Origin of the sequence: Alteromonas sp. 1_MG-2023, from assembly GCF_030547075.1 — a bacterium.
Lineage (GTDB): Bacteria > Pseudomonadota > Gammaproteobacteria > Enterobacterales > Alteromonadaceae > Alteromonas.
Map to the genome: position 1 here is coordinate 91,296 of NZ_JAUOQH010000001.1, position 24,968 is coordinate 116,263.

At 43.7% G+C, this 24,968-nt stretch carries 17 protein-coding genes; 13 read left to right on the top strand and 4 right to left on the bottom strand.

What is annotated here, in order from left to right; translation table 11 throughout:
• The first annotated feature begins 165 nt into the window (after positions 1-165).
• Positions 166-1,797, top strand: a complete 1,632-nt coding sequence (locus Q4561_RS00390; RefSeq protein ID WP_303456463.1) for a CTP synthase — start codon at positions 166-168, stop codon at positions 1,795-1,797.
• Positions 1,798-1,857: 60 nt separating this feature from the next.
• Positions 1,858-3,150, top strand: coding sequence for a phosphopyruvate hydratase (gene eno / locus Q4561_RS00395; protein ID WP_303456466.1), 1,293 nt, complete (start codon positions 1,858-1,860; stop codon positions 3,148-3,150).
• A gap of 464 nt (positions 3,151-3,614) precedes the next feature.
• Here the strand turns inward: eno and Q4561_RS00400 are convergent, their stop codons facing one another.
• The gene (locus Q4561_RS00400; RefSeq protein ID WP_303456468.1) at positions 3,615-6,563 is read right to left on the bottom strand and encodes a TonB-dependent receptor; all 2,949 of its coding nucleotides are present in this window, start codon (positions 6,561-6,563) and stop codon (positions 3,615-3,617) included.
• Between the two features lie 527 nt (positions 6,564-7,090).
• Here Q4561_RS00400 and Q4561_RS00405 point away from each other — a divergent pair.
• The 5 genes from Q4561_RS00405 to Q4561_RS00425 all read left to right on the top strand — a co-directional run bounded on the left by Q4561_RS00405 (position 7,091) and on the right by Q4561_RS00425 (position 13,498).
• A complete protein-coding gene (locus tag Q4561_RS00405; RefSeq protein ID WP_303456471.1) occupies positions 7,091-8,548 on the top strand; it encodes a mannitol dehydrogenase family protein in 1,458 nt (485 codons plus the stop codon).
• A 16-nt stretch (positions 8,549-8,564) separates the two neighbouring features.
• Positions 8,565-9,779 (top strand): mannonate dehydratase, encoded by a 1,215-nt coding sequence (uxuA, locus tag Q4561_RS00410; protein ID WP_303456472.1) that lies wholly within the window; start codon positions 8,565-8,567, stop codon positions 9,777-9,779.
• Positions 9,780-10,021: 242 nt separating this feature from the next.
• Positions 10,022-11,263 carry an Nramp family divalent metal transporter gene (locus tag Q4561_RS00415; protein ID WP_303456475.1) on the top strand — a complete coding sequence of 414 codons (1,242 nt, stop codon included), beginning with the start codon at positions 10,022-10,024 and terminating at the stop codon, positions 11,261-11,263.
• Between the two features lie 118 nt (positions 11,264-11,381).
• Entirely contained in the window at positions 11,382-12,458 is a 1,077-nt protein-coding gene (locus tag Q4561_RS00420; RefSeq protein ID WP_303456478.1) for a class I mannose-6-phosphate isomerase, read from the top strand.
• A gap of 287 nt (positions 12,459-12,745) precedes the next feature.
• Positions 12,746-13,498, top strand: a complete 753-nt coding sequence (locus Q4561_RS00425; RefSeq protein ID WP_303456481.1) for a hypothetical protein — start codon at positions 12,746-12,748, stop codon at positions 13,496-13,498.
• 46 nt (positions 13,499-13,544) lie between these two features.
• Here Q4561_RS00425 and Q4561_RS00430 read toward each other — a convergent pair whose 3' ends face one another.
• Positions 13,545-14,546 carry an alpha/beta fold hydrolase gene (locus tag Q4561_RS00430; RefSeq protein ID WP_303456484.1) on the bottom strand — a complete coding sequence of 334 codons (1,002 nt, stop codon included), beginning with the start codon at positions 14,544-14,546 and terminating at the stop codon, positions 13,545-13,547.
• A 502-nt stretch (positions 14,547-15,048) separates the two neighbouring features.
• On the opposite strand from Q4561_RS00430, the gene leuA reads away from it, so the two are divergent.
• From leuA to leuD, 4 genes are read left to right on the top strand one after another with little or no spacing between them, the layout of a single operon-like run.
• Positions 15,049-16,608, top strand: a complete 1,560-nt coding sequence (gene leuA, locus Q4561_RS00435) for a 2-isopropylmalate synthase (RefSeq protein ID WP_303456487.1) — start codon at positions 15,049-15,051, stop codon at positions 16,606-16,608.
• Positions 16,609-17,706 carry a 3-isopropylmalate dehydrogenase gene (gene leuB / locus Q4561_RS00440; RefSeq protein WP_013785249.1) on the top strand — a complete coding sequence of 366 codons (1,098 nt, stop codon included), beginning with the start codon at positions 16,609-16,611 and terminating at the stop codon, positions 17,704-17,706. It begins immediately after the preceding gene.
• A gap of 8 nt (positions 17,707-17,714) precedes the next feature.
• Entirely contained in the window at positions 17,715-19,115 is a 1,401-nt protein-coding gene (gene leuC / locus Q4561_RS00445) for a 3-isopropylmalate dehydratase large subunit (RefSeq protein WP_303456490.1), read from the top strand.
• 3 nt (positions 19,116-19,118) lie between these two features.
• Positions 19,119-19,730, top strand: a complete 612-nt coding sequence (gene leuD, locus Q4561_RS00450) for a 3-isopropylmalate dehydratase small subunit (RefSeq protein WP_303456492.1) — start codon at positions 19,119-19,121, stop codon at positions 19,728-19,730.
• Positions 19,731-19,849: 119 nt separating this feature from the next.
• On the opposite strand, the gene Q4561_RS00455 is transcribed toward leuD, so the two are convergent.
• Together Q4561_RS00455 and Q4561_RS00460 are read right to left on the bottom strand one after the other, a co-directional pair.
• Positions 19,850-21,118 (bottom strand): general secretion pathway protein GspB, encoded by a 1,269-nt coding sequence (locus Q4561_RS00455; protein WP_303456494.1) that lies wholly within the window; start codon positions 21,116-21,118, stop codon positions 19,850-19,852.
• Positions 21,111-22,022 (bottom strand): ExeA family protein, encoded by a 912-nt coding sequence (locus Q4561_RS00460; protein ID WP_303456497.1) that lies wholly within the window; start codon positions 22,020-22,022, stop codon positions 21,111-21,113. Before Q4561_RS00460 ends, Q4561_RS00455 begins: the two co-directional genes overlap by 8 nt.
• Before the next feature lie 130 nt (positions 22,023-22,152).
• On the opposite strand from Q4561_RS00460, the gene Q4561_RS00465 reads away from it, so the two are divergent.
• Together Q4561_RS00465 and srmB are read left to right on the top strand one after the other, a co-directional pair.
• Entirely contained in the window at positions 22,153-23,379 is a 1,227-nt protein-coding gene (locus tag Q4561_RS00465; protein WP_303456500.1) for a CCA tRNA nucleotidyltransferase, read from the top strand.
• A 273-nt stretch (positions 23,380-23,652) separates the two neighbouring features.
• Positions 23,653-24,903: an ATP-dependent RNA helicase SrmB gene (gene srmB / locus Q4561_RS00470; RefSeq protein ID WP_303456502.1), complete on the top strand. Its 1,251-nt coding sequence runs from the start codon at positions 23,653-23,655 to the stop codon at positions 24,901-24,903.
• Positions 24,904-24,968 lie beyond the last annotated feature (65 nt).

A 24,968-nucleotide genomic window follows, 5' to 3' on the forward strand; every position in this document is an offset into this window, starting at 1 on the left:
CGTCAAAAGCAGCGCTCAAATAGGTAAAAGAAGCGATTGTGTGGGCAAACAGATTGTCTGCTCACACTAACTTGCGTATACTATTATCCCGTCCAAAGTATGGGTAGTTTAGTTCCTAAACTACACTCATATTTACCCAATACAACTCAACGTTCTAGGTTTCGCATGACAAATTATATTTTCGTCACCGGTGGTGTAGTTTCATCGCTAGGTAAAGGTATTGCCGCTGCGTCGTTAGCCGCAATTCTTGAAGCTCGCGGGCTCACCGTCACCATGTTAAAACTCGACCCGTATATTAATGTCGACCCAGGCACCATGAGCCCTATTCAACATGGCGAAGTATTTGTTACCGATGATGGCGCAGAAACCGATCTTGATCTTGGTCACTACGAGCGTTTCATTCGCACCCGTATGACGAAGCGTAACAACTTCACTACCGGGCGGGTATACGAAGAAGTACTAAAACGTGAACGTCGAGGCGACTACTTAGGCGCCACTATTCAGGTCATTCCACACATTACCAACGAAATTAAACGCCGTGTAGTTGAAGGCGCTGAAGGTCACGATGTGGCTATTGTTGAGATTGGTGGAACGGTAGGTGATATCGAATCACAACCTTTCTTAGAAGCCATTCGTCAGCTAGGTACCGAGCTTGGCCGCGAAAAAGCTATGTACATGCACTTAACCTTAGTGCCTTACATGCCAGCTTCTGGTGAAGTGAAAACTAAGCCAACTCAGCACTCAGTGAAAGAGCTTCGTTCGATTGGTATTCAGCCAGACATTCTAGTGTGCCGCTCTGTAGGCGCATTGCCATCGACTGAACGTTCTAAAATTGCGTTGTTCACCAACGTAAACGATAAATCGGTAATTTCGCTTAAAGATGTAGACAGCATCTACCGCATTCCAGCAGCGCTTAAAGCGCAAGGTATGGATCAACTTGTGGTAGACCGCTTTGGTTTTGACTGTAAAGAAGCCGACCTATCAGAATGGGAACAGGTACTTTACGCAGAATCTAATCCTACTGCTGAAGTTAACATTGGTATGATTGGTAAGTATGTTGAATTGCCAGATGCTTATAAGTCAGTTAACGAAGCCCTTAAGCATGCAGGTTTGAAGAACCGCTTAACCGTAAATATTCACCATATCGACTCGCAAGATGTTGAAAGCAAAGGTGCACAAATTCTAGAAAAGCTAGATGCGATATTAGTGCCTGGCGGCTTTGGCGAGCGCGGTATTGAAGGTAAAATTGCGGCAGCCCGTTATGCTCGTGAAAACAAAGTGCCTTACTTAGGTATTTGTCTTGGTATGCAAGTAGCCCTTATCGAGTTTGCTCGCAATGTAGCCGGTATGGAAAATGCGAACAGCTCTGAGTTCGATCCTGAAACGCCTTACCCTGTCGTTGGCTTAATTACAGAATGGCTTGATGAAGCGGGTACCACTGAAGTGCGTACTGAAAATTCAGACTTAGGCGGCACTATGCGTTTAGGTAGCCAACTTTGCCACTTAATTGAAGGCACTAAAGTACATGAAATGTATGGCAGTGCTGAAATTTATGAACGTCACCGCCATCGCTACGAAGTAAACAACAACCTTCGTGAACAAATTGAAGCAGCAGGGTTAAAGGTAAGTGGTTTGTCCACTGATAAACGACTTGTAGAAGTAATAGAAATATCTGACCATCCTTGGTTTATTGCGGGTCAGTTCCACCCTGAATTTACGTCAACCCCACGTGATGGACACCCATTATTTAAAGGGTTTGTCGCTGCAGCTGGACAGTATCAAAAAGAGAATCATTAATTTCTAATAAGGGAACACTTTCTCCCGTTTGTGTTCCCAAACAATTGTTAAGGAAAAAACATGGCGAAAATTAGTCGCATTATTGGTCGCGAAATTCTGGACTCACGCGGTAATCCTACCGTAGAAGCCGACGTGTATTTAGAATCAGGCGTTATGGGTCGTGCTGCGGCACCATCTGGCGCTTCAACCGGTAGCCGAGAAGCACTAGAACTTCGTGACGGCGATAAGTCTCGTTATTTAGGTAAAGGCGTAATGAAAGCCGTAGCCGCTATTAACGATGAGATTGCCCCTGCGCTTTTAGGTAAAGATGCACTAGCGCAAGCTGATATCGACGCTATCATGATTGACCTAGACGGCACAGAAAATAAAGAAACTCATGGTGCTAATGCTATTCTAGCGGTATCGCTAGCAGTTGCTAAAGCAGCAGCTTTAGAGAAAGGCGTTGCCCTTTACGAGCACATTGCAGATCTTAACGGCACTCCTGGTCAATACTCAATGCCAGTACCTATGATGAACATCATCAACGGTGGTGAGCACGCTGACAACAACGTAGACATTCAAGAGTTTATGGTACAGCCCGTTGGCGCAAAGAGCTTCAAAGAAGCCCTTCGCATGGGTGCTGAAATTTTCCATTCACTGAAGAAAGTACTTTCTGCTAAAGGCCTAAACACGGCCGTTGGTGACGAAGGTGGTTTCGCACCAAACCTTAGCTCTAACGCTGAAGCGCTAGCGGTTATCGTTCAAGCAGTAGAAAACGCTGGCTACAAAATGAATGAAGATATTACGCTTGCACTAGATTGTGCGGCATCTGAATTCTACAAAGATGGCCAATACGTATTGTCTGGTGAAGACAAGAGCTTCGATTCTGAAGCCTTTGGTGATTACCTAGCCGACCTTGCTGACAAGTACCCTATTGTGTCTATTGAAGATGGCCTAGACGAAAGTGATTGGGACGGTTGGGCAAGCTTAACCAATAAGATTGGTGAAAAAGTACAACTTGTTGGCGACGACTTGTTTGTAACTAACACTAAAATTCTTAAGCGTGGTATTGATAACGGTATTGGTAATTCAATCCTCATCAAGTTCAACCAAATTGGTTCACTAACTGAAACATTGAACGCAATTAAGATGGCGAAAGATGCAGGCTTCACAGCGGTTATCTCTCACCGTTCTGGTGAAACTGAAGACGCTACTATTGCTGATTTAGCAGTAGGTACTGCGGCTGGCCAAATCAAAACTGGTTCACTTTGTCGTTCTGACCGTGTTGCTAAGTACAACCAACTTCTTCGCATTGAAGAAGCCTTGGGTGATGCGGCAACTTATAAAGGTCGCTCTGAAATTAAAGGTCAGTAGCCTATTCCTAGTGCACTTGATACAAGAGTGCACTTGATACGGGAGCGCTTGATATAAAAGCGCACTGGTTACTTACCTAATTAAAAGCTGCGTAAAGACCCATAATTTTGGATAACCTTTACGCAGCTTTTTTGTGTCTGTTTCATGCTCTTTTGAAGGTGCCTTTTGATGATGCCTTTTAAAAGTGCCTTTTTGTACCCGAGCTGTCTCGCATACCCCTTGTACTTAACCCCTTTATACATAAACTTTTGTCATTAGCCTCGTGTGCTCTGTAGTTAAAGGCTATTCCTCTGGCACTCTTCAACATACGTTTATAAGTACGTGTCCGCCTGCTTCTATACACACGCCCCTTTTTAATAGAGTGATAAGTCTTAAACAAACGCTAACTAAATTGTAGACAAAAAAATACCCCAGCTATTGCTGGGGTATTTCAATTTACTATTGTTGATGAAGCTACTCGCTAATTAGAAGCGGTAGTTAGCACCTACAGTAATTCTGCGGTCGGTAAGACCTTGGAAGCACAATAGTGAGCCTTGATTAACACAAGACTGCTCTACTTCTGCTTCGGTAATGTTTACCGCCTCGATACCTATGTTGAAGTCTTCGTTAACATCATAGTTAATACTTGCGTTAAGCTGACCACGGTCTTCCTGAACCACTGGGAAGCCCCAAGGGAAACTAGATGTACTTCCGAAGTCGTCTGAACGGTACGCTTCACGCCATGTGTAACGCATACGAGCAGATAGACCGAACTTCTCATAGTACAAGGTAAAGTTATAAGCGTTTTCAGACAGGTTAAGTAACCCTTGAACTCGCGTTACATCAATATCGTCAATACCTGTTGATGCTGCGAAAACTTGACCTGCACGACTTGTCGCACGGTTTGTTGTTTCACCACCAGAGAATTCTTGAATTGTGTAGTTAGCTAGTACGCCGAAACCAGATGCCCAACCAAGCTCTCTCTCAAAGCCAGCTAAATCATACTGAACCGCAATTTCGATACCTTTTTGCGTAGTTTCGCCAGTATCATTAATCTTGGTCGATGTTCCGACACATACGCCGGTACCTACTTCTGGGCCAAACACGTTTATGTCTGCAATAGGGTTGAATACTCCACCGCCTTCACAAGGGTCAGTCAAGTCACGATAACCTGTAACAGGATCCTCTACCGCGCTTATGTTCTGGTCAACATGCAAGTCTTCACGAGTTTTATGGAAATAACCAATACTCAATACACTCGCTTCTGCAAAATACCATTCGGCAGACACGTCGTAAGAAGTAACCTTTTCAGGTACAAGATTTGGATTACCAATCGATACAAATGGGTTAGGACTTGTACTAAAAGTCACGGAAGTAGATAAATCGTCGAAATTAGGACGTCTGATATCTTGAGACCAGCCAGCACGTAAAACAATGTCATCAGCTACATCAGCAACAATGTTTATACGAGGTAGGAAGAAGTCATAGTTACCTTCATTGGTTACTTGAGATACTAGAGCATTACCGTCACCATCTGAAGTAATTGAGTTACCTACAGATGTAACATCTGTTTCCAAGTAGCGAGCACCAAAGTTACCTCGGAACATCTCATATTCAAAGTTTACTTGCGCATACAAGGCATGTGTTTCTTCTTCAATATCAAAGAAACCAGAAGAGCTTGAAGTTGGCGCATTTAACGTTTCAGATGAACCGTGTGCGGTCATTGCTTGTTGAAGCGTAGCTAAAACGCCATCAGGGTCTGATGCAACAAGCTCTGGGTCTATCAGCAAGAAATCACTGATATATAAAGAACGACCGTCAGCATCATTGAAGTTATCAGGACCTGCTGTAAGTATGTCTGCAAACAAATCACCCGATGGGCTATCTGCCATAGAGCGTAAACCTAGATTTTCGCTAACTTCATTATTCACACTAGTTGCTTTACTATAACGATAACCGAAATCTACAGAGCGGAAATAGTCTGTATCTAAATAGTAAGTAAAATCAGCGCGAAATGCGTCTTCGCCATTATCAACTGAGTTTTGACCGATATTAACGTCACGTAATACAACGTTAGCAGGGTCTAAAAGCTGGTCTACAGTAGGTGCGTTAGCTTCACCGGTTGCAATACCAAATGCTAAAGAATCACCTGATAAATCATATTCAAACGGGGTACCGTTTTCGTTTGAATCATTAGTAGCAACATTTGGATTAATAAAGTTAAGCGTGGTGTTAAAACTTGGCGTATCAGAAGATGAACTAGAAGACGATACTTCTACACTCACAGTCATTTTTTCACCAACCCACTCACCACCAAGCCTAAATATTTCGCTTTTAGTTATACGAGAGTTTGTATCACTTGAAAAACGTAAGTTAGGATCGCCGCCGCCATCTTCAACAGGAATCACACCGGTAAGGGCAGCTTGAATACTACCTAAATCAGTTCCACCTAGAGAACCGAAGTCAGCTGTTTCGAACGAACTAGGTACAGAAACTCCTCGTAAATCGCTTAAGCCAGATGCTTGAACACGTGAGCTTTCTTGTCTACGCTCTTGGTCGTTAATTACCGCATCGAAAAACACTTTAGTGTTATCGGTAGGCGCCCATTCTAGGGTACCTGCGAAGTTCATAGTCTCGTATTCGTAGTTGTCATAATCTTGAACTAAGAATTGAACAGGAAGGAAATCAAACGACTGAGCACTTGCTAAACCACTATCGGCAGTAACCAAATTATCTCGGTCGGCTCGAGGTCGAAATGCAGTTACATCTTGTTCTGAATAACTACCACTTAAAACAATACCAAACTTACCGTGGTCAGTATCCCAATTGTCACCCCAAGTTCCTGAAACGCGAGGCATAAATGTACTGTCTGTAGAGAGGCTGCTGTTTTCGCCCTGAACGCGAATAGAACCTAGCATTTCATCTAATTGCAAAGGACGAATAGTTCGCAGGTTTATTGTACCGCCTACTGAACCCTCAATTGTTTTCGCTTCAGGAGATTTAGTCACTTCAACCGCAGAGATGATTGATGCAGACACATCTTCAAAATCGATACCACTTCGACCTGCGCCAGAACCAACAGTAGAAACACCGTTAATTTCTGTGCGGTTTGCATCAGTACCACGAATTTGTACGCCAGTACCAACACCCGCTTCACGAGTAATCTGGATACCAGTTACGTTTTCTAAAACTTCCGCTAAGTTTTGGTCAGGCAATTTACCAATATCTTCAGCTTGAATCACTTCGGTCAAGTTGTTGCTAAAACGTTTTTCATTTAGCGCACTTGATAATGATGCTCGAATACCTGAAACCTGAATAACTTCTACATCTTTTTCGGCTTCTTCTTGAGCTTCTTGTGCGAGTGTGGAAGTGGCAAAGCTTAACGATGTAGCAGATAACATCGCTAAGGTAATTTTAGATAGTTTGTGTCCCATGTGTGTTTCCTCTTGCAGTGTTTTGGAAGTACATCCGGCTATCCAAAATCACTTTGCTAATTTACGATTAGTGCATCTTGATTTAATAAATAAACACGATCTTTACAAGATGATTACAAAACTAGAGCAAAAACCACTCATGGTCAACCTTTACTCACCTCTTTTTTACTAATATTAGACTAAAATTGTAATGCCAATTAACACAACCTTAACTAACCAAACTATTACTAAACACTTTTTTCGCTTAAATAACCCCCTATTTCAGTAGGATAGAGTGGAGTCATGTACTAAATTTGTTAATTTATATTGCAAGTTAACTTTCAGTAAGCTGTGGTAATTTTTTTGATCTGAGCTGAGTGGGCTAGACATCAAACTAGAAATGGTCATAATGATTCCATTAACAAATCGTCAACGTATTAGCCTTATTGGTAATATAGTTATTTGGATATGTAATGATAGGTAGGTCACCTTTTCTTGTACCCACCTTCAACTTATCCTCTAAATTTCTCGTATTTAAAGTGGAACTAATGAAAATTGCCCCGTTAAACAATTACACTTTAGAAAACCTAAAAGCCTCGGTCGACAGGCCCCAATACGCACTTAGCGAAACATCCTCAGCGATAGTTCATTTTGGCGCAGGAAATTTTCATCGCGCCCATCAAGCGGTTTATTGCGACACGTTATTAAATAAGGGGGAAAGCCAGTGGGGTATTACTGGTGTATCGCTACGTTCATCCACCATGCGAGACAATTTAACGTCGCAAGATTATCTTTATACCTTGGCTATACTCGGTGATGAGACACGATACCGAGTAATAGGCGCTATCAAGAATATATTAGTGGGGCCTGAAGACCCCCAGGCAGTGGTTGAGAAAGTGGCAGATGATAAAACTCAATTAGTCACCACTACCATCACAGAAAAAGGTTATTACCTTTCAGACGGAGTTATTGACCAATCTCACCCCGACATAGTTAATGATATAAATTCTTTGGCTATACCAGTAACAGTTTACGGTTTTATAGCCGCCGCACTAATTAAAAGAGGCAAAGACAACGCAGCGCCACTCACCGTGCTTTGTTGCGACAATATGCACGCTGGCGGCCAGCGCTTAAAAGATGGTGTTAACCTACTACTCGAATTACACAGTGAAGAAACATTATCCTGGGTTGCTAAAAACGTAGCATTTAGCTCATCAATGGTTGACCGAGTAACGCCATCAACAGACCAATCACTTATTGATGTAGTAGCCCAAGATGCTGGGCTTCTTGATAACGCCCCTGTCTCAGCTGAACCGTTCACGCAATGGATAATAGAAGATAACTTTGCTGGTAAGAAGCCGCCTTTTGAACAAGCGGGGGCACTTTTTGTTAGCGATATTGCGCCGTTTGAAAAAGTGAAATTACGCTTTTTAAATGCGGGCCACACTATGTTGTCAGCATTGGGTTATTTAGCGGGCGACCGCTATATTCATGAGGCTTTACAGCGCCAGCCACTAGCGTTATTTACTGAACAAGCCCTAAAACGCAATGTCATGCCCGTCACCTCGGTTCCTGAAAGTGTTAACGGTGAAGTTTATATAGATGATGTTTTACAGCGGTTTCGTAACAGTCGCCTCCCCTATGGCGTGTTGCAAGTCGGCACCGACAGTTCTCAGAAAATTCAACAGCGATTGTTCCCTTCTGTCGATGATGCGCTAAGTAATAGTAAAGAGTACGCTTATCTCGCGTTCGCTTTGGCGGCATGGGTTTGCTTTGTGCGCAAAGCCGTTATAAACGAAGATTTAAACGATCCCCTTTCTCACGATTTTGCTCAATGTATCGACGAGCATGTAAATAATGACGTGCATAACTTTCTAAAATTAGCTGGCGCCAGCAAATTCAATTTTTTCAGCGACAGTGAGTTTATGGCTTCGGTGGATGATTGTTATACCAACATCAATAACGTTGGCGCAGAGCAAGCAATTAGTGAATTTTTAACACTTTAACGAAGAGTAATACTATATGCGTGAATCTTGGAGATGGTTTGGACCAAACGATCCGGTAACCATTGCAGAAATACGTCAAACCGGTGCAACTGATATTGTTAGTGCGCTGCACACCATTCCTACTGGTGATGTATGGACACTAGATGCTATTAAGCAGCATCAAGCATTAATAGAAGTAAGCGAGGCAGGGTTGAGCCCGCTAACATGGAGTGTAGTTGAAAGCATTCCCGTGCATGAAGATATTAAACTTGCTCGTCCAGGCCATGAAAAATACATCGATAACTGGATAACGTCGATGGAAAATTTAGCCCAGTGCGGTATTAAAACTATCTGCTACAACTTTATGCCAGTGATAGATTGGACACGTACCGACCTCAATTTCAAACTACCTAGTGGCGCATATGCCCTACGTTTCGACCAAAAGAAATTTGCTGCCTTTGACTTATTTATTCTTGAGCGCGAAAACGCCGAAGTTGAATATACCGAGGAAGAGCTAAGCGAAGCGAAAGACGTCTTCGATGCTATGTCAGAAGAAGAAAAAACCAAGCTTACGAATAATATTATAGCGGGTTTACCTGGCAGAATGACCGACAGCTACGGCCTTGAAGCATTTCGTTCCATGCTAGGTAACTATAAAGGCATGACAACGCAAAATCTAAGAGACAACCTCTTTGCGTTTTTATCCAAAGTACTTCCTAAAGCAGAAGCTATGGGGGTAAAGCTTGCTATTCATCCAGACGATCCCCCAAGGGATATGCTTGGGTTACCTCGTATTATTTGTACTGCCGATGATCTCGAACTGCTATTTAAAGCTCAGCCCAGCCCGTCTAATGGCATCACACTTTGCGTTGGCACTTATAGCAGCCGACCAGACAACGACTTACCAGCAATGGCGAAACAGTTTGGCCCTCGTATTCACTTTTCACACTTACGTGGAGTAAGCCGAGACAAAGAAGAACAACGTTCTTTTTACGAAGCCAGCCATTTAGATAGCGATATCGATATGGTGAAAGTGATTGATGAACTTCTGAATGAAGAAACACGCCGTAAGGCGAGCTCTTCTGATGGTCAAATTTCACCCGAACAACAAATTTTTATCCGCCCCGATCATGGCCATCAAATGATGGATGATATTGGTAAGACAGTAAATCCTGGGTATTCAGGTATTGGACGGTTAAAAGGCTTAGCAGAAGTGCGTGGCGTTATTCGTGCGTTATCAGCGCTTAAATAAACGCGTCTATTCAAAAGGCTTTTTTACTCTAGCCATTGAAATAAGCGCCTCGCCAGCCCCGGTTGCACACTTACCCATTTGCAACTGGGCCACCTATGCCTTCTCGTCACGTTATATATTGTGACAAGAGCATTTGTCTAAACATTCGAGCGAGCTTTCTTTGTCCTAAGTTGCCCTAAGTCTTAGCGTCACAAAAGAAGCTCGCAACCTACTTATAATTATTAAATAACGGTAGTTGCACAATGGACAAAATTACGACCTTTTTTAAGCTACTCCTACCTGGGATATTCTTATTTGGTTTTACCGTCGGGACGGGTAGCGTTACGTCAATGGCAAAAGCCGGTGCCGATTACGGCATGTCTTTACTTTGGACAATATTTATCTCCTGCGCGATTACCTTTTTCCTCATTAGCCTATTTGGAAAGTTCACCTTAGCGACGGGATTAACTGCCCTGCAAGCTTTTAAAAAGCACATACACCCTGCCGTAAGCCTTTTCTTTATTGTGGCTCTTACCACGCAAATCTCCGGCAGCGTAATTGGGGTGATGGGGATATTAGCTGATGTCTGCTACGAGTGGTCTAAAAACTTTGTTGATGGCGGTATATCTCCTTTGTACTGCTCACTGTTCTTTATCGCTTTTGTATATGTGATTTTTCTTATTGGTAAAATCGAGGTGTTTGAAAAAGTCTTAGCGCTCTTTGTGGCTGTGATGGCCGTCTGCTTTTTAATAAACTTTTTTATTCTGATGCCGCCAGCAATGGACATTGCGCAAGGTATGATCCCGAACATTCCAGATACCAGTCCAGATAAGAGTGCGTTTTTAGTTATCGCCTCAATGGTAGGCACCACAGTTTTCTCTGGCTTATTTATTCTGCGAACTATTTTGGTTAAAGAAGCGGGTTGGACGTTAGCCGATGCAAAAATACAAAACCGAGATGCTCTGTTTTCCGCCTTTCTCATGTTTATTGTTAGCATGTCTATTATGGCAGCAGCGGCAGGCTCTTTATATGTAGAGGGCATAACGTTAGTTAACGTTACTCAAATGATTTATTTGCTTGAGCCTCTTGCTGGCGCGGCAGCGGTTACCATATTCACTATTGGTTTAATTGCAGCTGGAATATCCTCTCAATTTCCAAATGTGGCGCTACTTCCATGGCTACTCGACGACTTTTTTGAACGTAAACCGAACTTAAAGCGCACCAGTTACCGTATTATTGCTTTAGTCATATCGTCACTAGGTTTAATCGTCCCTATTTTCAATGCTAAGCCTATTGCAGTGATGGTAAGTTCACAGGCTTTTGGCGCACTTGTACTGCCTGCAACGGTGGCGAGTATTTTCTACGTTGGAAATAAAGCTTCACTCATGAAGGAATACAAGTTTTCAACCGTTACCAACGTGTTGTTAGTGCTTATATTCATCTTTGCATTAGTCATGAGTTATATGAGTTACAACGGCATCATGACAACGTTACGCTCCCTATAATTGATAGGGTCTTATTTAGCGAAATGAATATCTACATGAATAACTACCGACACATTTTTTACAAGGTATTAAGGCTCGTCACAGCACGTGTTTTTGATATAACTAGAGGAGTACCAGTATGAATAAAATAATCAAATTCACTGCTAATCGGGTTTGGCGTACTTACCAAGGCGGTAAGTTACTAGACGCGATTGCAGGCAAAGAGCCTCCGCAAGATTCTAGCTTTCCAGAAGACTGGATTGGTTCTACAGTTGAAGCAAGAAACGTGGGACGAGAGCATATTACAGAAGGCCTAGCGCTAGTTCCTAATGAAGACGGAGAGCAAGTTCCGTTTCGTGATGTGTTGCTAGACGACCAGCCTTATTATTTAGGCAGTAACGGTGATACAGCACGCACAATGGATGACATTCCGCTTGTTAAATACCTAGACAGCTCAACGCGCTTACATTTTCAGGCTCACCCTACCAGAGCATTCGCGCAAGAACGCCTTGGTATGCCAAGAGGGAAAACCGAAGCCTATGTTATTTTATCTACCAGAGATAGCGTAGAAGACCCTTATATTTACGCTGGGTTTCAGCGCCCGCCGAGTCGTGAACAATTAAAAGAGTGGATTGAAACGCAAAATATCGACGCCATTGAATCCTGCTTCGACCGCATTCCGGTAAAACCTGGTGATGTATTTTTAATACCCGGCGGCCGCCCACATGCGCTAGGCGAAGGTATATTGATGCTTGAAATCATGGAGCCTTCGGATCTTGCGGTTAGGTTCGAATTCGAGCGATGCGGTTATGTCATTCCTGAACAAGCACGATTTATGGGCCGCGACATTGAAACAGCCCTAGATGTATTTAACTTCGAGCCTATTCCACCAGAAAGTGTGGACGAAGAGTTTCGTTGTCCGCCACGTACTATGTCTTCAGATGCCCAAGGTAATACCCTTGAAGAATTGATTGGCGCTGATAAAACGCCCTGCTTTACTATTCGAAGAGCTTCAGTAAAAGGTACGTTTGCTCGTAACGAAAGTGCATTCTTCTATGGCGTAGTAACCCAAGGCTCTGGCACTTTACGTATTGGCGATGAAGTAACTGAATTGAAATGTTGGGACCGCTTTTTCTGCCCCGCAGGAATTTCTGAATTCCAGTATGAATCCGATACTGACATGTCAATTTTAGAGTGTTACCCAGGTAACACCTAGAAGTTAGCTTTTAGGCGAGTAGCGTTTATTGTCGCTACTCGCCAATTAGCGCCGCTGGATAGCATTTCTAGATAGCGGCAAATGGACGCTAATTTACAGACAACGACACTTATTACCTGACACTTATAAATTTGGCTAGATAGCAAACCCATATAATCGGAGCTATGTAATCGGGGATATGTAATCGGGGATATGCAACACAACTAGATAACCCAATCTGGATACCATTCAAAAATCCTGATACCGTAAGCCCATCGCGGCATCTTACTAATAGTCACTCAAGCATTATGACATCAGACGGCAAAACGCCTTCTTCACAATCAGGCTTTTTCAGTGATTCTGGCGAACTCGGTGGTTCACACCCCCAGTTCACTGAAATTTGTACTGCGCTCTATGAAAGAGAATTACTTCATATTGCCCATTATGGTCCTGCGAACGTATCGATATTACGCCGCCGATTGGCCGGTTTGCCTCATCATATTCGAAGTGTTGCCCGCTTTTTAATTGCAAACACCACACCCTTAGACATCGATGCACACAACGGTAGTTGGTTCATTAAACAACCGGGGAAGTGCCCAGGTATGACTCAAACTGAAGATAAAAAGCGGCAATGGTATGCGCAACACGCTGACTACGGTTTAGTCGTTCCTATAGGGGTTAGTACGTTAGAAGGCATTCATCTAGAATTAGATTCAATAGACAGTGTTGATAGTAGTAGACATATACTTCATACCAACAAGCTGGGGTGGTTTACGTTTGATGGTGAGCGGATTTTAGAAAACACATCGGCCAATCAGTTAGAAAAAGCGTCACTCGCGGATGAGGAAATAAATTCAACGGACGCCTCAATGGCAACCAATGACGCCAACACCATCATAAAAATGCAGTTGTTAAAGCCCACTACTGCCATTATGACATCAGCGTGCAGTGGTCATATGTGGCGACACAAATCAAAAGGCGCACCTCGCGCATTGTCTTTGCGTGAGATGCGCCTATCGACGCAAATAAAATGGAAAAACTTTACCCTAACCGGTATTTAAGCAGAGCAGATAGTCAGCCCTGCTTATGTTTTCAGAGCTTCTGCCTTCAGTTTTCGTCTGGCTTCAATGCTTGGCTATAAACAGGGGTAAAGCGTGAGAACGCTTCAATCTGCGGCAAATGTCCTAAACCAGATAACTCTTTTACTGTAATAGCACTATTACGTGCCTTCACTTCAGCCCCTAGCTTATCGTAGCGACCCAACTCTCTGGTAACGCCTTCTTTTTTCCAGCCTCTGCCAGGCCCTGTTCTATCTCGCGTGCCTAAAATGAGTGTAACGGGCATCTGAAAGTCATCGAACTCTTCAATAACAGGTTGTGTGAAAATCATGTCATAGGTAAGTGCGCTTACTTTTGCTAACTGAGGCCAATCATCACCTTCAATCCAACCTGTTAGAAAACTAGCATGTTTCGCATAGGTACTATTCCAATCGCCATCGTAGTAGTTTTTCTTTTGATAACTAACAATGTTGTCAGGCGTTTTTTCGAGCTCATTCTGATAGAAGAATTCCACATCTTTGTATTCAACATAATGTAGATAATTTTCTAATCCTATCGGGTTAATTAATATCAATTTGCTTGTCATTTCAGGGAATAACAATGCGAACCGTGAAGCCAGCATGCCGCCCATTGAATGGCCGGTTACTATCACATTATCAAGGTCAAGCAGCGAAAGGAGCATGCGCGTATTATTCGCTAGCGCGGCAAAGCTATATTGATAATTCACGGGCTTACTTGATTTACCAAACCCAACTTGATCTGGAATAACTACCCCATAACCTTGTTTGTGTAACCAATTGGCGGTTGTTTCCCAATAGCTCCCAGCAAAGTTTTTACCATGTAATAGCAATACCGTGGGTTTATCTTCCTGAGCCGGAAGGTGCATATAGGCCATCGATAAATTTTGCCCTTGGGATACAAATGACATATTTAGAACATTAAAGGGATATTTATAATCATCAAGATATTTAGAGTATGCCTCGGCTGAGGAAATCGCCGAAATAGGAATGAGAAAAAAGAATAAGCAGAGTTTCCAGAAATAGCGTTTCATAGGGGCCTTATGTATCCAAAGATGGTAACTATATGGTAGGTATACAGTAGCAAAAATGAACGGAAAAATAGCTTAAATTGAACAGGAAAATTCGATAAGCCAACGTATACCAGCAAAACTAGAGCGTTCTCACTTTTCCTCAAATTAGTCATTTTATCCTATTACTAATTCAAAATGCGGCCCTCACATTACCTATTGGAATGTTATTCCACGAAACAACTTAAAATTAGGATAAAAGTACTAATTTTAAAAAACCATTATTTATAACCAAATTTTATACCCATTATTCGAATCAAAGGTTGACCTTACAGGCCTTGATGGGTACATTGTCGCTATCAACTGGTCGGCAAAGAAAATACGCAAATGATGCGCAATCGCTTTCTTCTAACTCTACTCCTTATGGCAGCAAGACTGCACGGGTAGATTGCGACCAGCGATTAATTACACAGAAACCCGTGCATAGCACGGGTTTTTTTTTAACTTTTATAAACGAGAGAGCGTTATGACAAATCAAGTGAAAATCTTTGATACCACATTGCGAGACGGTGAGCAGGCCTTACCTGCAAGCTTAAGTGCCAAAGAAAAGCTGCAGATCGCTCTAGCGCTCGAACGTTTAGGTGTTGATATCATTGAAGCAGGTTTCCCTGTTTCATCACCAGGCGACTTCCGCTCGGTACAAATGATTGCAAAAGAAGTTAAAAATTCGGTTATATGCGGCTTATCACGTGCGTTAGAAAAAGACATTGATGCGTGTGGTCAGGCTCTTGGTGTGGCTGAGCAGTTTCGTATTCACACTTTTATCGCCACTTCAGAAATTCACGTAGGTGCTAAATTACGTAAATCTCACGATGAGGTAGTCGATATGGCAGTTGCGGCAGTTAAACATGCCCGTAAATACACAGATGACGTAGAGTTTTCATGTGAAGATGCAGGTCGTACCCACATTGATTACTTATGCCGCATGGTGGAAGCTGCTATTAATGCAGGCGCTACCACAGTCAATATTCCTGATACGGTTGGTTACACCACGCCAACGGAATTCGGCGGTATTATTCAACAATTGTTTAACCGTGTTCCAAATATTGATAAAGCGATTATATCTGTGCACTGCCATAACGATTTAGGCTTAGCAGTCGCAAACTCATTGGCCGCGGTAGAGCAAGGTGCTCGTCAGGTTGAGTGTACTATTAATGGTATTGGTGAACGTGCGGGGAACGCTTCACTAGAAGAAATTGCAATGATTTTGCAAACCCGCCAAGCCATGTTGGGCATCAATACAAACATCAACTCCCAAGAAATTTCGCGCACCTCTAAATTGGTTAGCCAATTGTGTAATATGCCGGTTCAAGCGAATAAAGCCATTGTAGGGGCTAACGCGTTTAGTCACTCATCGGGTATTCACCAAGACGGCGTATTAAAAGCGCAAAATACTTATGAGATCATGACACCGGAAAGTGTAGGTATTAATAAAAACAACCTAAACTTAACGTCTCGCTCTGGTCGCCACGTAATTAAGCATCGCTTAACCGAATTAGGCTACAAAGTAGAAGATTACGATTTGGAAGCGGTGTACGACGCATTCTTGAAATTGGCTGACAAAAAAGGCCAAGTTTACGATTACGACTTAGAAGCTTTGTTGTTCTTCGATAAGCAAAAGCATGACCATGCGCATTATCAATTAATGTACTTACAAGCCAGTTCAGGTCGCGAAATTATTCCAAGCGCTACCGTTAAATTAAAAGTAGGCGAAGAAGAAATTATCCAATCTAGTATTGGTAATGGTCCGGTTGATGCCGCATACAATGCGATTAGAGCTATCTTGGGCCATGAAGATGTTGAAGTTGTAGACTTCAAATTAGATTCAAAAGGCGAAGGGGCCGATGCCCTAGCACAAGTGAGTGTGATCGCCACTTATAAAGGGCGTCGTTTCCACGGCATTGGTCTTGCCACCGATATTGTTGAAGCTGGTGTTAAAGCCCTTATTTTTGTACTAAACAACACTTATTTAGCTGATCAAATTGACCAGCAGAAAAATCAACAAGAACGCGTTGCAGGAGTTTAAATGAGCCAGTTCTCAATTGCCGTATTAGCCGGAGACGGTATAGGCCCAGAAGTAATGCAAGAGGCCAACAAGGTCTTAGATGCGGTAGAAAAGAAATTTAACGTAGCATTTAACCGCACAGCGTATCCTGTCGGCGGTTATGCTATCGATACTGAAGGTGAAGCCCTTCCTTCAAAAACCTTATTAGGTTGTGAGCAAGCCGATGCCATTTTATTTGGTAGTATTGGCGGCCCTAAGTGGGACACCTTACCGCTAGAGCAGCGCCCAGAGCGTGCCGCGTTATTAACATTGCGTAGCCATTTTGATTTATTCAGTAACCTACGCCCTGCCCGTATTTATCCTGGGTTAGAAGCCTTGTCTCCACTACGTGAAGACATTGCGAAATCTGGCGTAGATGTATTGGTAGTACGCGAACTTACCAGTGGTATTTACTTTGGCCAGCCCAAAGGGCGCGAAGGCGAAGGCGAAGAAGAGTTCGCTTATGACACTATGCGTTACAGCAAGCGTGAAATTCGCCGCATTGCGGTTGCCGCTTTTGAAGCTGCACAAAAACGTCGCGGTAAAGTGACCTCTGTAGATAAAGCCAATGTATTACTGACCAGCCGCTTGTGGCGTGAAGTAACTGAAGAAGTAGCAAAAGACTACCCTGACGTAGAGCTTGATCATATCTATATTGATAACGCGACTATGCAAATCATGAAGAACCCTGCTCAATTTGATGTGATGCTGTGTTCTAACTTGTTTGGCGACATTGTTTCTGATGAATGTGCCATGATGACAGGCTCTATGGGCTTGTTAGCTTCTGCTAGCATGAATGAAGACGGGTTTGGCTTGTACGAGCCAGCGGGCGGTTCTGCCCCTGACATTGCAGGCTTAGGCATTGCTAACCCTATTGCACAGGTACTTTCAGCAGCCATGATGCTACGTTTCAGCATGAACCTAACTGATGCTGCCGATGCCATCGAAAAAGCGGTTATTGCTACATTAGAAGCGGGAGTTCTTACAGGCGAACTCCTTCCTGATGATAAGCGAGAAAACGCGTCTACCACCTCACAAGTCGGTGATGAAATAGTAAAACAATTAATGGCGCAGGAGTAATTAACACCATGGCCAAGACCTTATACGACAAAGTGTGGCAAGCACATATTATCGATCAATTAGGCGAAGACAGCTTAATTTATATCGATCGCCACCTTATACACGAAGTAACTTCGCCTCAGGCTTTTGCTGGCTTAAATGAAAAAGGCCGAAAAGTACGTTGCCCTGAGCGCACTGTAGGTACAATGGATCACAGCATCTCTACTCGCTCGTTAGCAATAGATGCATGCGGCCCACAAAATGCGCTTCAACTTCACACCCTTGCTAACAACTGTGAACAACACGGCATTCAGTTATTCCCTGTTGGTCATCAGAAGCAAGGTATCGTGCATGTTATGGGCCCTGAACTAGGGCTTATTCAACCAGGCATGACAGTAGTATGTGGCGACTCACACACTGCCACCCATGGTGCATTCGGTGCGCTGGCATTTGGTATAGGTACGTCTCAAGTAGAGCACGTATTAGCAACCCAAACTCTTAAGCAAAGCCGTGCGAAAAGCATGCTTATTAAGGTTAATGGCGCGCTTCCTGTGGGCATTACTGCGAAAGACATCATTCTAGCTATTATCGGCAGAATTGGTCACGCAGGCGCTACAGGGCATGTGATTGAATACGCTGGTGAAGCTATTTCTGGTTTAACCATGGAAGAGCGCATGACCGTGTGTAACATGAGTATTGAAGCTGGCGCTAAAGCTGGTTTAATTGCCCCAGATGACACCACGTTTGAATACCTTAAAGGCCGTGAATACGCACCCAAAGATCAAAATTGGGAAGATGCAGTAGCCTATTGGAAAACCCTTTACACTGAAGAAGGCGCAAGCTTCGACACAGTAGTAGAACTTGAGGCTGCCGACATTGCACCACAAGTAACATGGGGTACAAACCCAGGCCAAGTTATTGGTGTTGATACACCAGTGCCTAGCCCAGATGATTTTTCTGATCCTATCGAAAAAGAAAGCGCTAAAAAAGCGTTGGGCTATATGGGATTATCAGCTGGCGATAAGCTTGCAGATGTTGCCGTAAATCACGTGTTTATTGGTTCTTGTACCAATGGTCGTATTGAAGATTTACGTGCAGCTGCACATATTGCTAAAAACGGTAAAGTTGTCGATTCGGTTACCGCCATTGTGGTTCCAGGTTCTGGTCATGTGAAAAAACAAGCCGAAGCAGAAGGGCTAGATAAAATTTTTACTGATGCAGGCTTTGAATGGCGTTTGCCTGGCTGCTCTATGTGCTTGGGTATGAACGACGACAAACTTGTTGCTGGCGATCGCTGTGCATCAACCAGCAACCGAAACTTCGAAGGCCGTCAGGGTCGTGGCGCACGTACCCATTTGGTTAGCCCAGCGATGGCAGCTGCCGCCGCGATTACTGGCCGTTTCGCCGATGTTAGAGATTTTCAGGAGTAACCCATGTCTGATTCAACACAAGGTTTTACCGCACATACTGGTTCAGCGGTACCGCTAGACCAAGCGAACGTAGATACCGACCAAATTATTCCTAAGCAGTTTCTAACTGGTGTGACGCGTGCGGGTTACGGAAAGCATTTGTTTCACGATTGGCGATATTTGGATTTAGAAGAAAAAGTGCCTAACCCAGAATTCTCATTGAACAAGCCTGAGTTTGCCGGTGCAAGTATTCTACTTACCCGAGAAAACTTCGGTTGTGGTTCTAGCCGTGAACATGCTCCATGGTCGCTGAACGATTTTGGTTTTAGAACCATTATTGCCACCAGCTATGCTGATATTTTTTATGGTAACTGCATTAACAATCAATTATTACCGGTTGCGCTTGCCAGCAGTGAAATGGACGCGTTATTTGCAGCAGTTGAAGCTAACCCTTCTCTTGAGATTACTGTTAACTTACCAGCACAAACTGTGTCGTTTGGCGAGACTAGCTTCAGCTTCGACATTGCCGATCATCATAAAACCAACTTGCTAAAAGGGTTAGATGCTATCGGTCAAACCTTAGAGCTTACCGACAAAATTTCGGCTTACGAAGCTAAGCAACCTGCTTGGGCTTAAATCTTAATTTTGTATATGATATAAAAATGGCGAAGTAGAAATACTTCGCCATTTTTTTGAAAGCTATCACTAGGCTTACCAGCAATAGTTAACCCCTTTATTATTCTTGTCTCCGCCGGCTACCAGTCTGTAAGTGCCGCCATGGTAAAGAGTTCTTCTTCAAAACCGAGTACCACCTGCTGCGCTTCAATATTAACGATTTGCACTTTATCGTCAATCCAATCGCCTTCACCCATTTGAATACCGTTCACTCTTACCCAACGATCATCTGGTCGCGACGCGTACATATGAGCACTGAAGCTCATAGAAGGTAATCGCGTTAATAAGCGAACCGGTAACTGATCAACACGCTGTATGTTGTCTCTCACCGTCACTTTCGTTTCAGGCTCAAAGCTATCATTTTCGGCTTGAGTATCCAGAGCAGCCACCGCTTGATTAAAGCGAGCTAACAGTTCTGGGGAGACTTCAATGCTGTTGTCATCTTGGTCACCTTGAGAGTTAAGCACACGCCCCTCTTCTTCAGCGGCGGCTAAATCAACCTCGTTGTTCGGCTCATTACTTTCAGTTCCTGAAGACTGCTGGCTGTTTGGCTGGCCATTTTGTTGACTTAGTTGCTGGCTCGGACTACTAGCGTAGTGAGTCGATTCTTGTCCAGGCCCTTCTTGAATAAACAAGCTAGGGTCTGCTACTTGAGCGGGAGCGCTGTTAGAAGCTAATTCGTCATTCCCAGTTGAACCCTGCTGAGGTTGGTTACTGTTGGGGGAGACCTGATTCGGCGAAGCGCTTGAATCTGTCGAACCTGGTTTTGTTGAAGGCTCAGAAGGCCCTTGCAGGGCCTCTTTCGAGGGTTCAGGCAAATATTCTGATGAGGGAGTCTGTAATGCCATCTCAGCACCGTCAGCAGTGGTTGATTTTTCTGATTGAATTGACGCTACAACAGATGCAGTAACCGATGGCCACCACTCACCACGCGTGGCAACCATAAAGCCTAAGCACAAACCTCCAGTAACAATAATGGTATAAGTCGCCAATTCCTTGCCATACACCTTCCACATAGAAGGTAAGCCTTGCACTGTAGGCAAAAATAGGCTGCGATTAAATTGGTCAGACAGCGTTTTGTCGAACTTTGCGCTGGTATCGTGCTGGCCACGTAATAGCGCTTGGGTTTGGGTGCGATGTCCAGTTCCGGCTGTAGTTGCAGGCGCAATTTCTACAGTTTGGTCAGGATCTATCTCTATTTCCTGAACACCCATTTCTGCTAAGCCTTCCACCATAGCATCGCTAGATACCAAGCCCGACTTTCGAATTTTAACCGGCCCGTTCTGCTGTGTTATCTTAACTATCACCATGCCAGGCTTTAGATCACTAATACTAAGTATATTAGACATATAAACCCCCAAGGCCATAACCACAGAACACAGCCACCACAAATGCGCTGAGAAGCCACCATTTGCGGTTGCCCTGCATACGCTGGCTTACCACATCTTCACCAAGAATTTGCTGTGCTGCTGCAAGGAAAATAGGCTTTTGCACTACGGCATGTTGTTTGGTGAAAGAAAGGGTTAATGCCCTATCACAAAGTAGGTTTATAACCCTTGGAATACCCCCGGTAATTTGATGCACTGCCCGAAGAGTTGATTTACTAAAGATGCTCACATCACCATGCGCTACACTTAACCTATGTGCTATGTAAGCACTAACTTCTAGGCTTGTAAGTGGCAGCAAATGATACCGTGCAGTAATACGCTGGGCGAGCTGTCTGAGCTCGTTGCGCTTTAATAGTTGCTGTAATTCTGGCTGGCCAATTAATACTACTTTTAATAGCTTTTCACGGTTGGTCTCTAAATTTGTGAGTAACCGTAATTGTTCCAATACTTCTGGCAATAAATGCTGCGCTTCATCAACCATCAACACAGTGTTCATGCCCTGTTGGTGATTTTCTGCCAACTTAGATAAAATTAAGTCAGTAAAATATTTTAAGCTGGCTTTCTCTTCTTGGTACTGTAAACCAAGTTCATCACACACGGTAGCGAGCAACTCCAGCGCAGAAAGCGTAGGGTTTAAAATCATTGCTACTTGGGTGTTATCAGGCAATTGCTGCAATAACTTACGAGAAACCGTGGTTTTCCCTGTACCTACCTCGCCGGTAAGCATCACAAAACCGCCACTTTCACTTAGCCCAAAAGTAAGGTGTGCTAACGCCTCTTTGTGCCGCGGGCTCATATAGAGGTAATCGGGGTTTGGCGCGATTGAAAACGGATTATCGCTTAACCCAAAGTAATTCAAATACATGGTATTCGCTGTTGAAGTTGAAAACGCGATTTAAACTACCAGAGCGTGAACAGAAGTCAAAGTGTGCTTATGTAAACTGCTTCTGTAATAATACCCATTGGCTTAAGAAAATTTAGAATACAGAGGTTACATGCAGGTTTATTTAGTTGGCGGCGCGGTGCGCGACACCCTATTAGGGAGAACAGTCACCGAACGCGATTATGTGGTGGTAGGAGCAACACCGGCACAAATGCTAGCTAAAGGCTTCACCCAAGTGGGTAAAGACTTTCCTGTATTCTTACACCCTAAAACCTCGGAAGAATACGCACTTGCCCGTACTGAGCGTAAAATGGGCAGCGGCTATACTGGCTTTGAATGTGATGCTTCTACCTCGGTTACTTTGGAGGAAGACCTAAAACGCCGCGACTTAACTGTAAATGCCATTGCCCGAGACCCAGACGGCGAACTTATCGACCCTTATAATGGCCAACAAGATTTACAAAATAAAGTGCTTCGTCATGTTTCAGACGCGTTCAGTGAAGACCCTTTGCGGGTATTTCGCGTAGCCCGTTTTGCCACCCGCTATGCCTATTTAGGCTTTACCATTGCTGAAGAAACCTTAAGCCTGATGACCGCGATGGCCAATTCTGGTGAGTTAACTAGCCTAAGTGCAGAAAGAGTATGGCAAGAAACTAAGCGAAGTTTGCTTGAAGCCACACCCGAGGTATTCTTCACAACCTTAAAGTCTTGCCACGGCTTAGACGACTGGTTTGTAGAACTCAGTGAATCAGAGCATGCCTTTAACACTGGTATTCAAGGCCTTCAACAAATTCAAAAGTACACTCAAAGCAATGGCTCCAATTTTACAGCCCCAATCGAAGTACGTTTTGCAGCGCTTTGTTCAGGTTTATCGCTTAATCAAGTTCAACAACTGTGTAATCGATTGAAAGTACAAAACACGGTGAGCGAAATTGCTGAAATGGTAAGTGCGCATAAAGCTTTACTTATCAGTAGCGACAAACTAGAAGCCCATACCCTATTAATTGTGTTTAATAAAACCGATGCATGGCGACGCCCTGAGCGCTTTAACCTTTTTCTCAGTGCCTTGCAGCCTTTTGCTATGCTTCAACAAGATTCAGGGCTCTCAAATGAGCACTCAGATGGGCACTCAGATGGGCACTTATCAGCGCATTCTTCAAAACAATCAGAAACCATGAATACATCGAATTGGCAACAGCGCGAAGTACTAATATCCCAAGCTTTAGCGGCGGCGAATACTGTGGATGTACAGCACATCATTGCCCAAGGGTTTAAAGGCCCTGAAATTCGAGAAGCGCTAAATAATGCTAAGTTAGAAAAAATAAGCGCGCTTCTTTGATTAAGCAGTTCTTTAATTAAGTGCTTGCCACCTCAGGTCGCATAAGTCGCCTCTCTGACAAGTCTTACTGGCGAGGCGCACAGATCAGGCAAACAGATAAGGCCGATAGCTAAGACACCTTCATAAATTGATTGAATAAGGTGCGCTTAAAAAGAGCTTTTATAAGAAGCCCACACAAAACTCTTTAGTAAATTACCTATTACGTGTTTTTTTTCTACGTTTTGTACCATAAATGCTACAATACGCCCCATTCAATATGAGCGTTTTTATACTATGACTTTCGAAGATCTCGAATTAGACGAAGAACTCTGCCACGCAGTGGCAGATATGGGCTACGAGAGCCCCACCAGCGTACAATCTTTGGTTATCCCTCATGCAATGGACGGGCGCGATATTTTAGCGTCAGCGCCTACTGGTACGGGTAAAACCGCTGCGTTCTTGTTGCCGGTTTGTCAGTTTTTACTCGACTACCCACGTAAACAACCAGGTTCAACCCGCATTCTTATTCTTACCCCTACCCGCGAACTTGCGCTTCAAGTGTATGAACAAGCTGTTGAGTTAACCAGACATACTGACATTGTTAGCGGTGTAATTACCGGTGGCATTAACTACGGTAGCGACAGAGAAACCCTTAGCCAAAGTATCGATATTTTGGTGGCGACCCCAGGGCGTTTATTCGAGCACATCCAAAATGAAATGGCCGATTGTCGTGACATCGAGTGCCTTATACTTGATGAAGCCGACCGCATGCTAGACATGGGTTTTCGCACTATTGTGAACCAGATTGCGAGTGAAGCACGCTGGCGCAAACAGAACATGCTATTTTCTGCCACATTAGAAGGCGGCGGTGTAAGTCAGTTTGCCAATGACATTTTGCAAAACCCTGAAGTGATTGAAGCCTTTCCATCACGAAAAGAAAAGAACAAAATTCATCAGTGGTACCACCTAGCTGATGACTTAAACCATAAAAAGGCATTGCTCGTTCATATATTAAAAGAACAAGCGACGACTACGGTTGTGTTTGTTAAAACTCGTGAACGCCTGCAAATGCTAAAAGATTACTTAGCATCGCAAGATATTATGGTGTGCTGGTTACAAGGCGAAATGCCACAAGATAAACGTATGGCTGCCTTAACGCGTTTTAAAAGTGGCGAAGTGCCAGTATTACTGGCCACCGACGTAGCCGCACGAGGCATTGATGTACCTGAAGTTAGTCATGTTATTAACTTCGATATGCCACGCAAAGCCGATATCTATGTGCATAGAATTGGTCGTACTGGCCGTGCTGGTGCTAAAGGCACTGCAATTTCATTGGTAGAAGCCCACGACTTTGAGTTCATCGCCAAAGCCGCCCGCTATACCGAGGAGCCTATTAAAGCCCGCGTTATCGCCGAACTTCGTCCGCAGAACAAAACACCTAAAATTGGCCCAAGAAAGAAAAAGCTAACCGCGAAAGACAAAGCAAAAGCCAAGTCTAAAGCGAAGCCAAAGAATAAAACCAAAGTACGCACTAAAAAGCGCTAGTGCGATGCAATGATATGGGGATAAGAGATGCGGCCAATCAGGTGTGTTGGCTGCGTAAGCCCTCT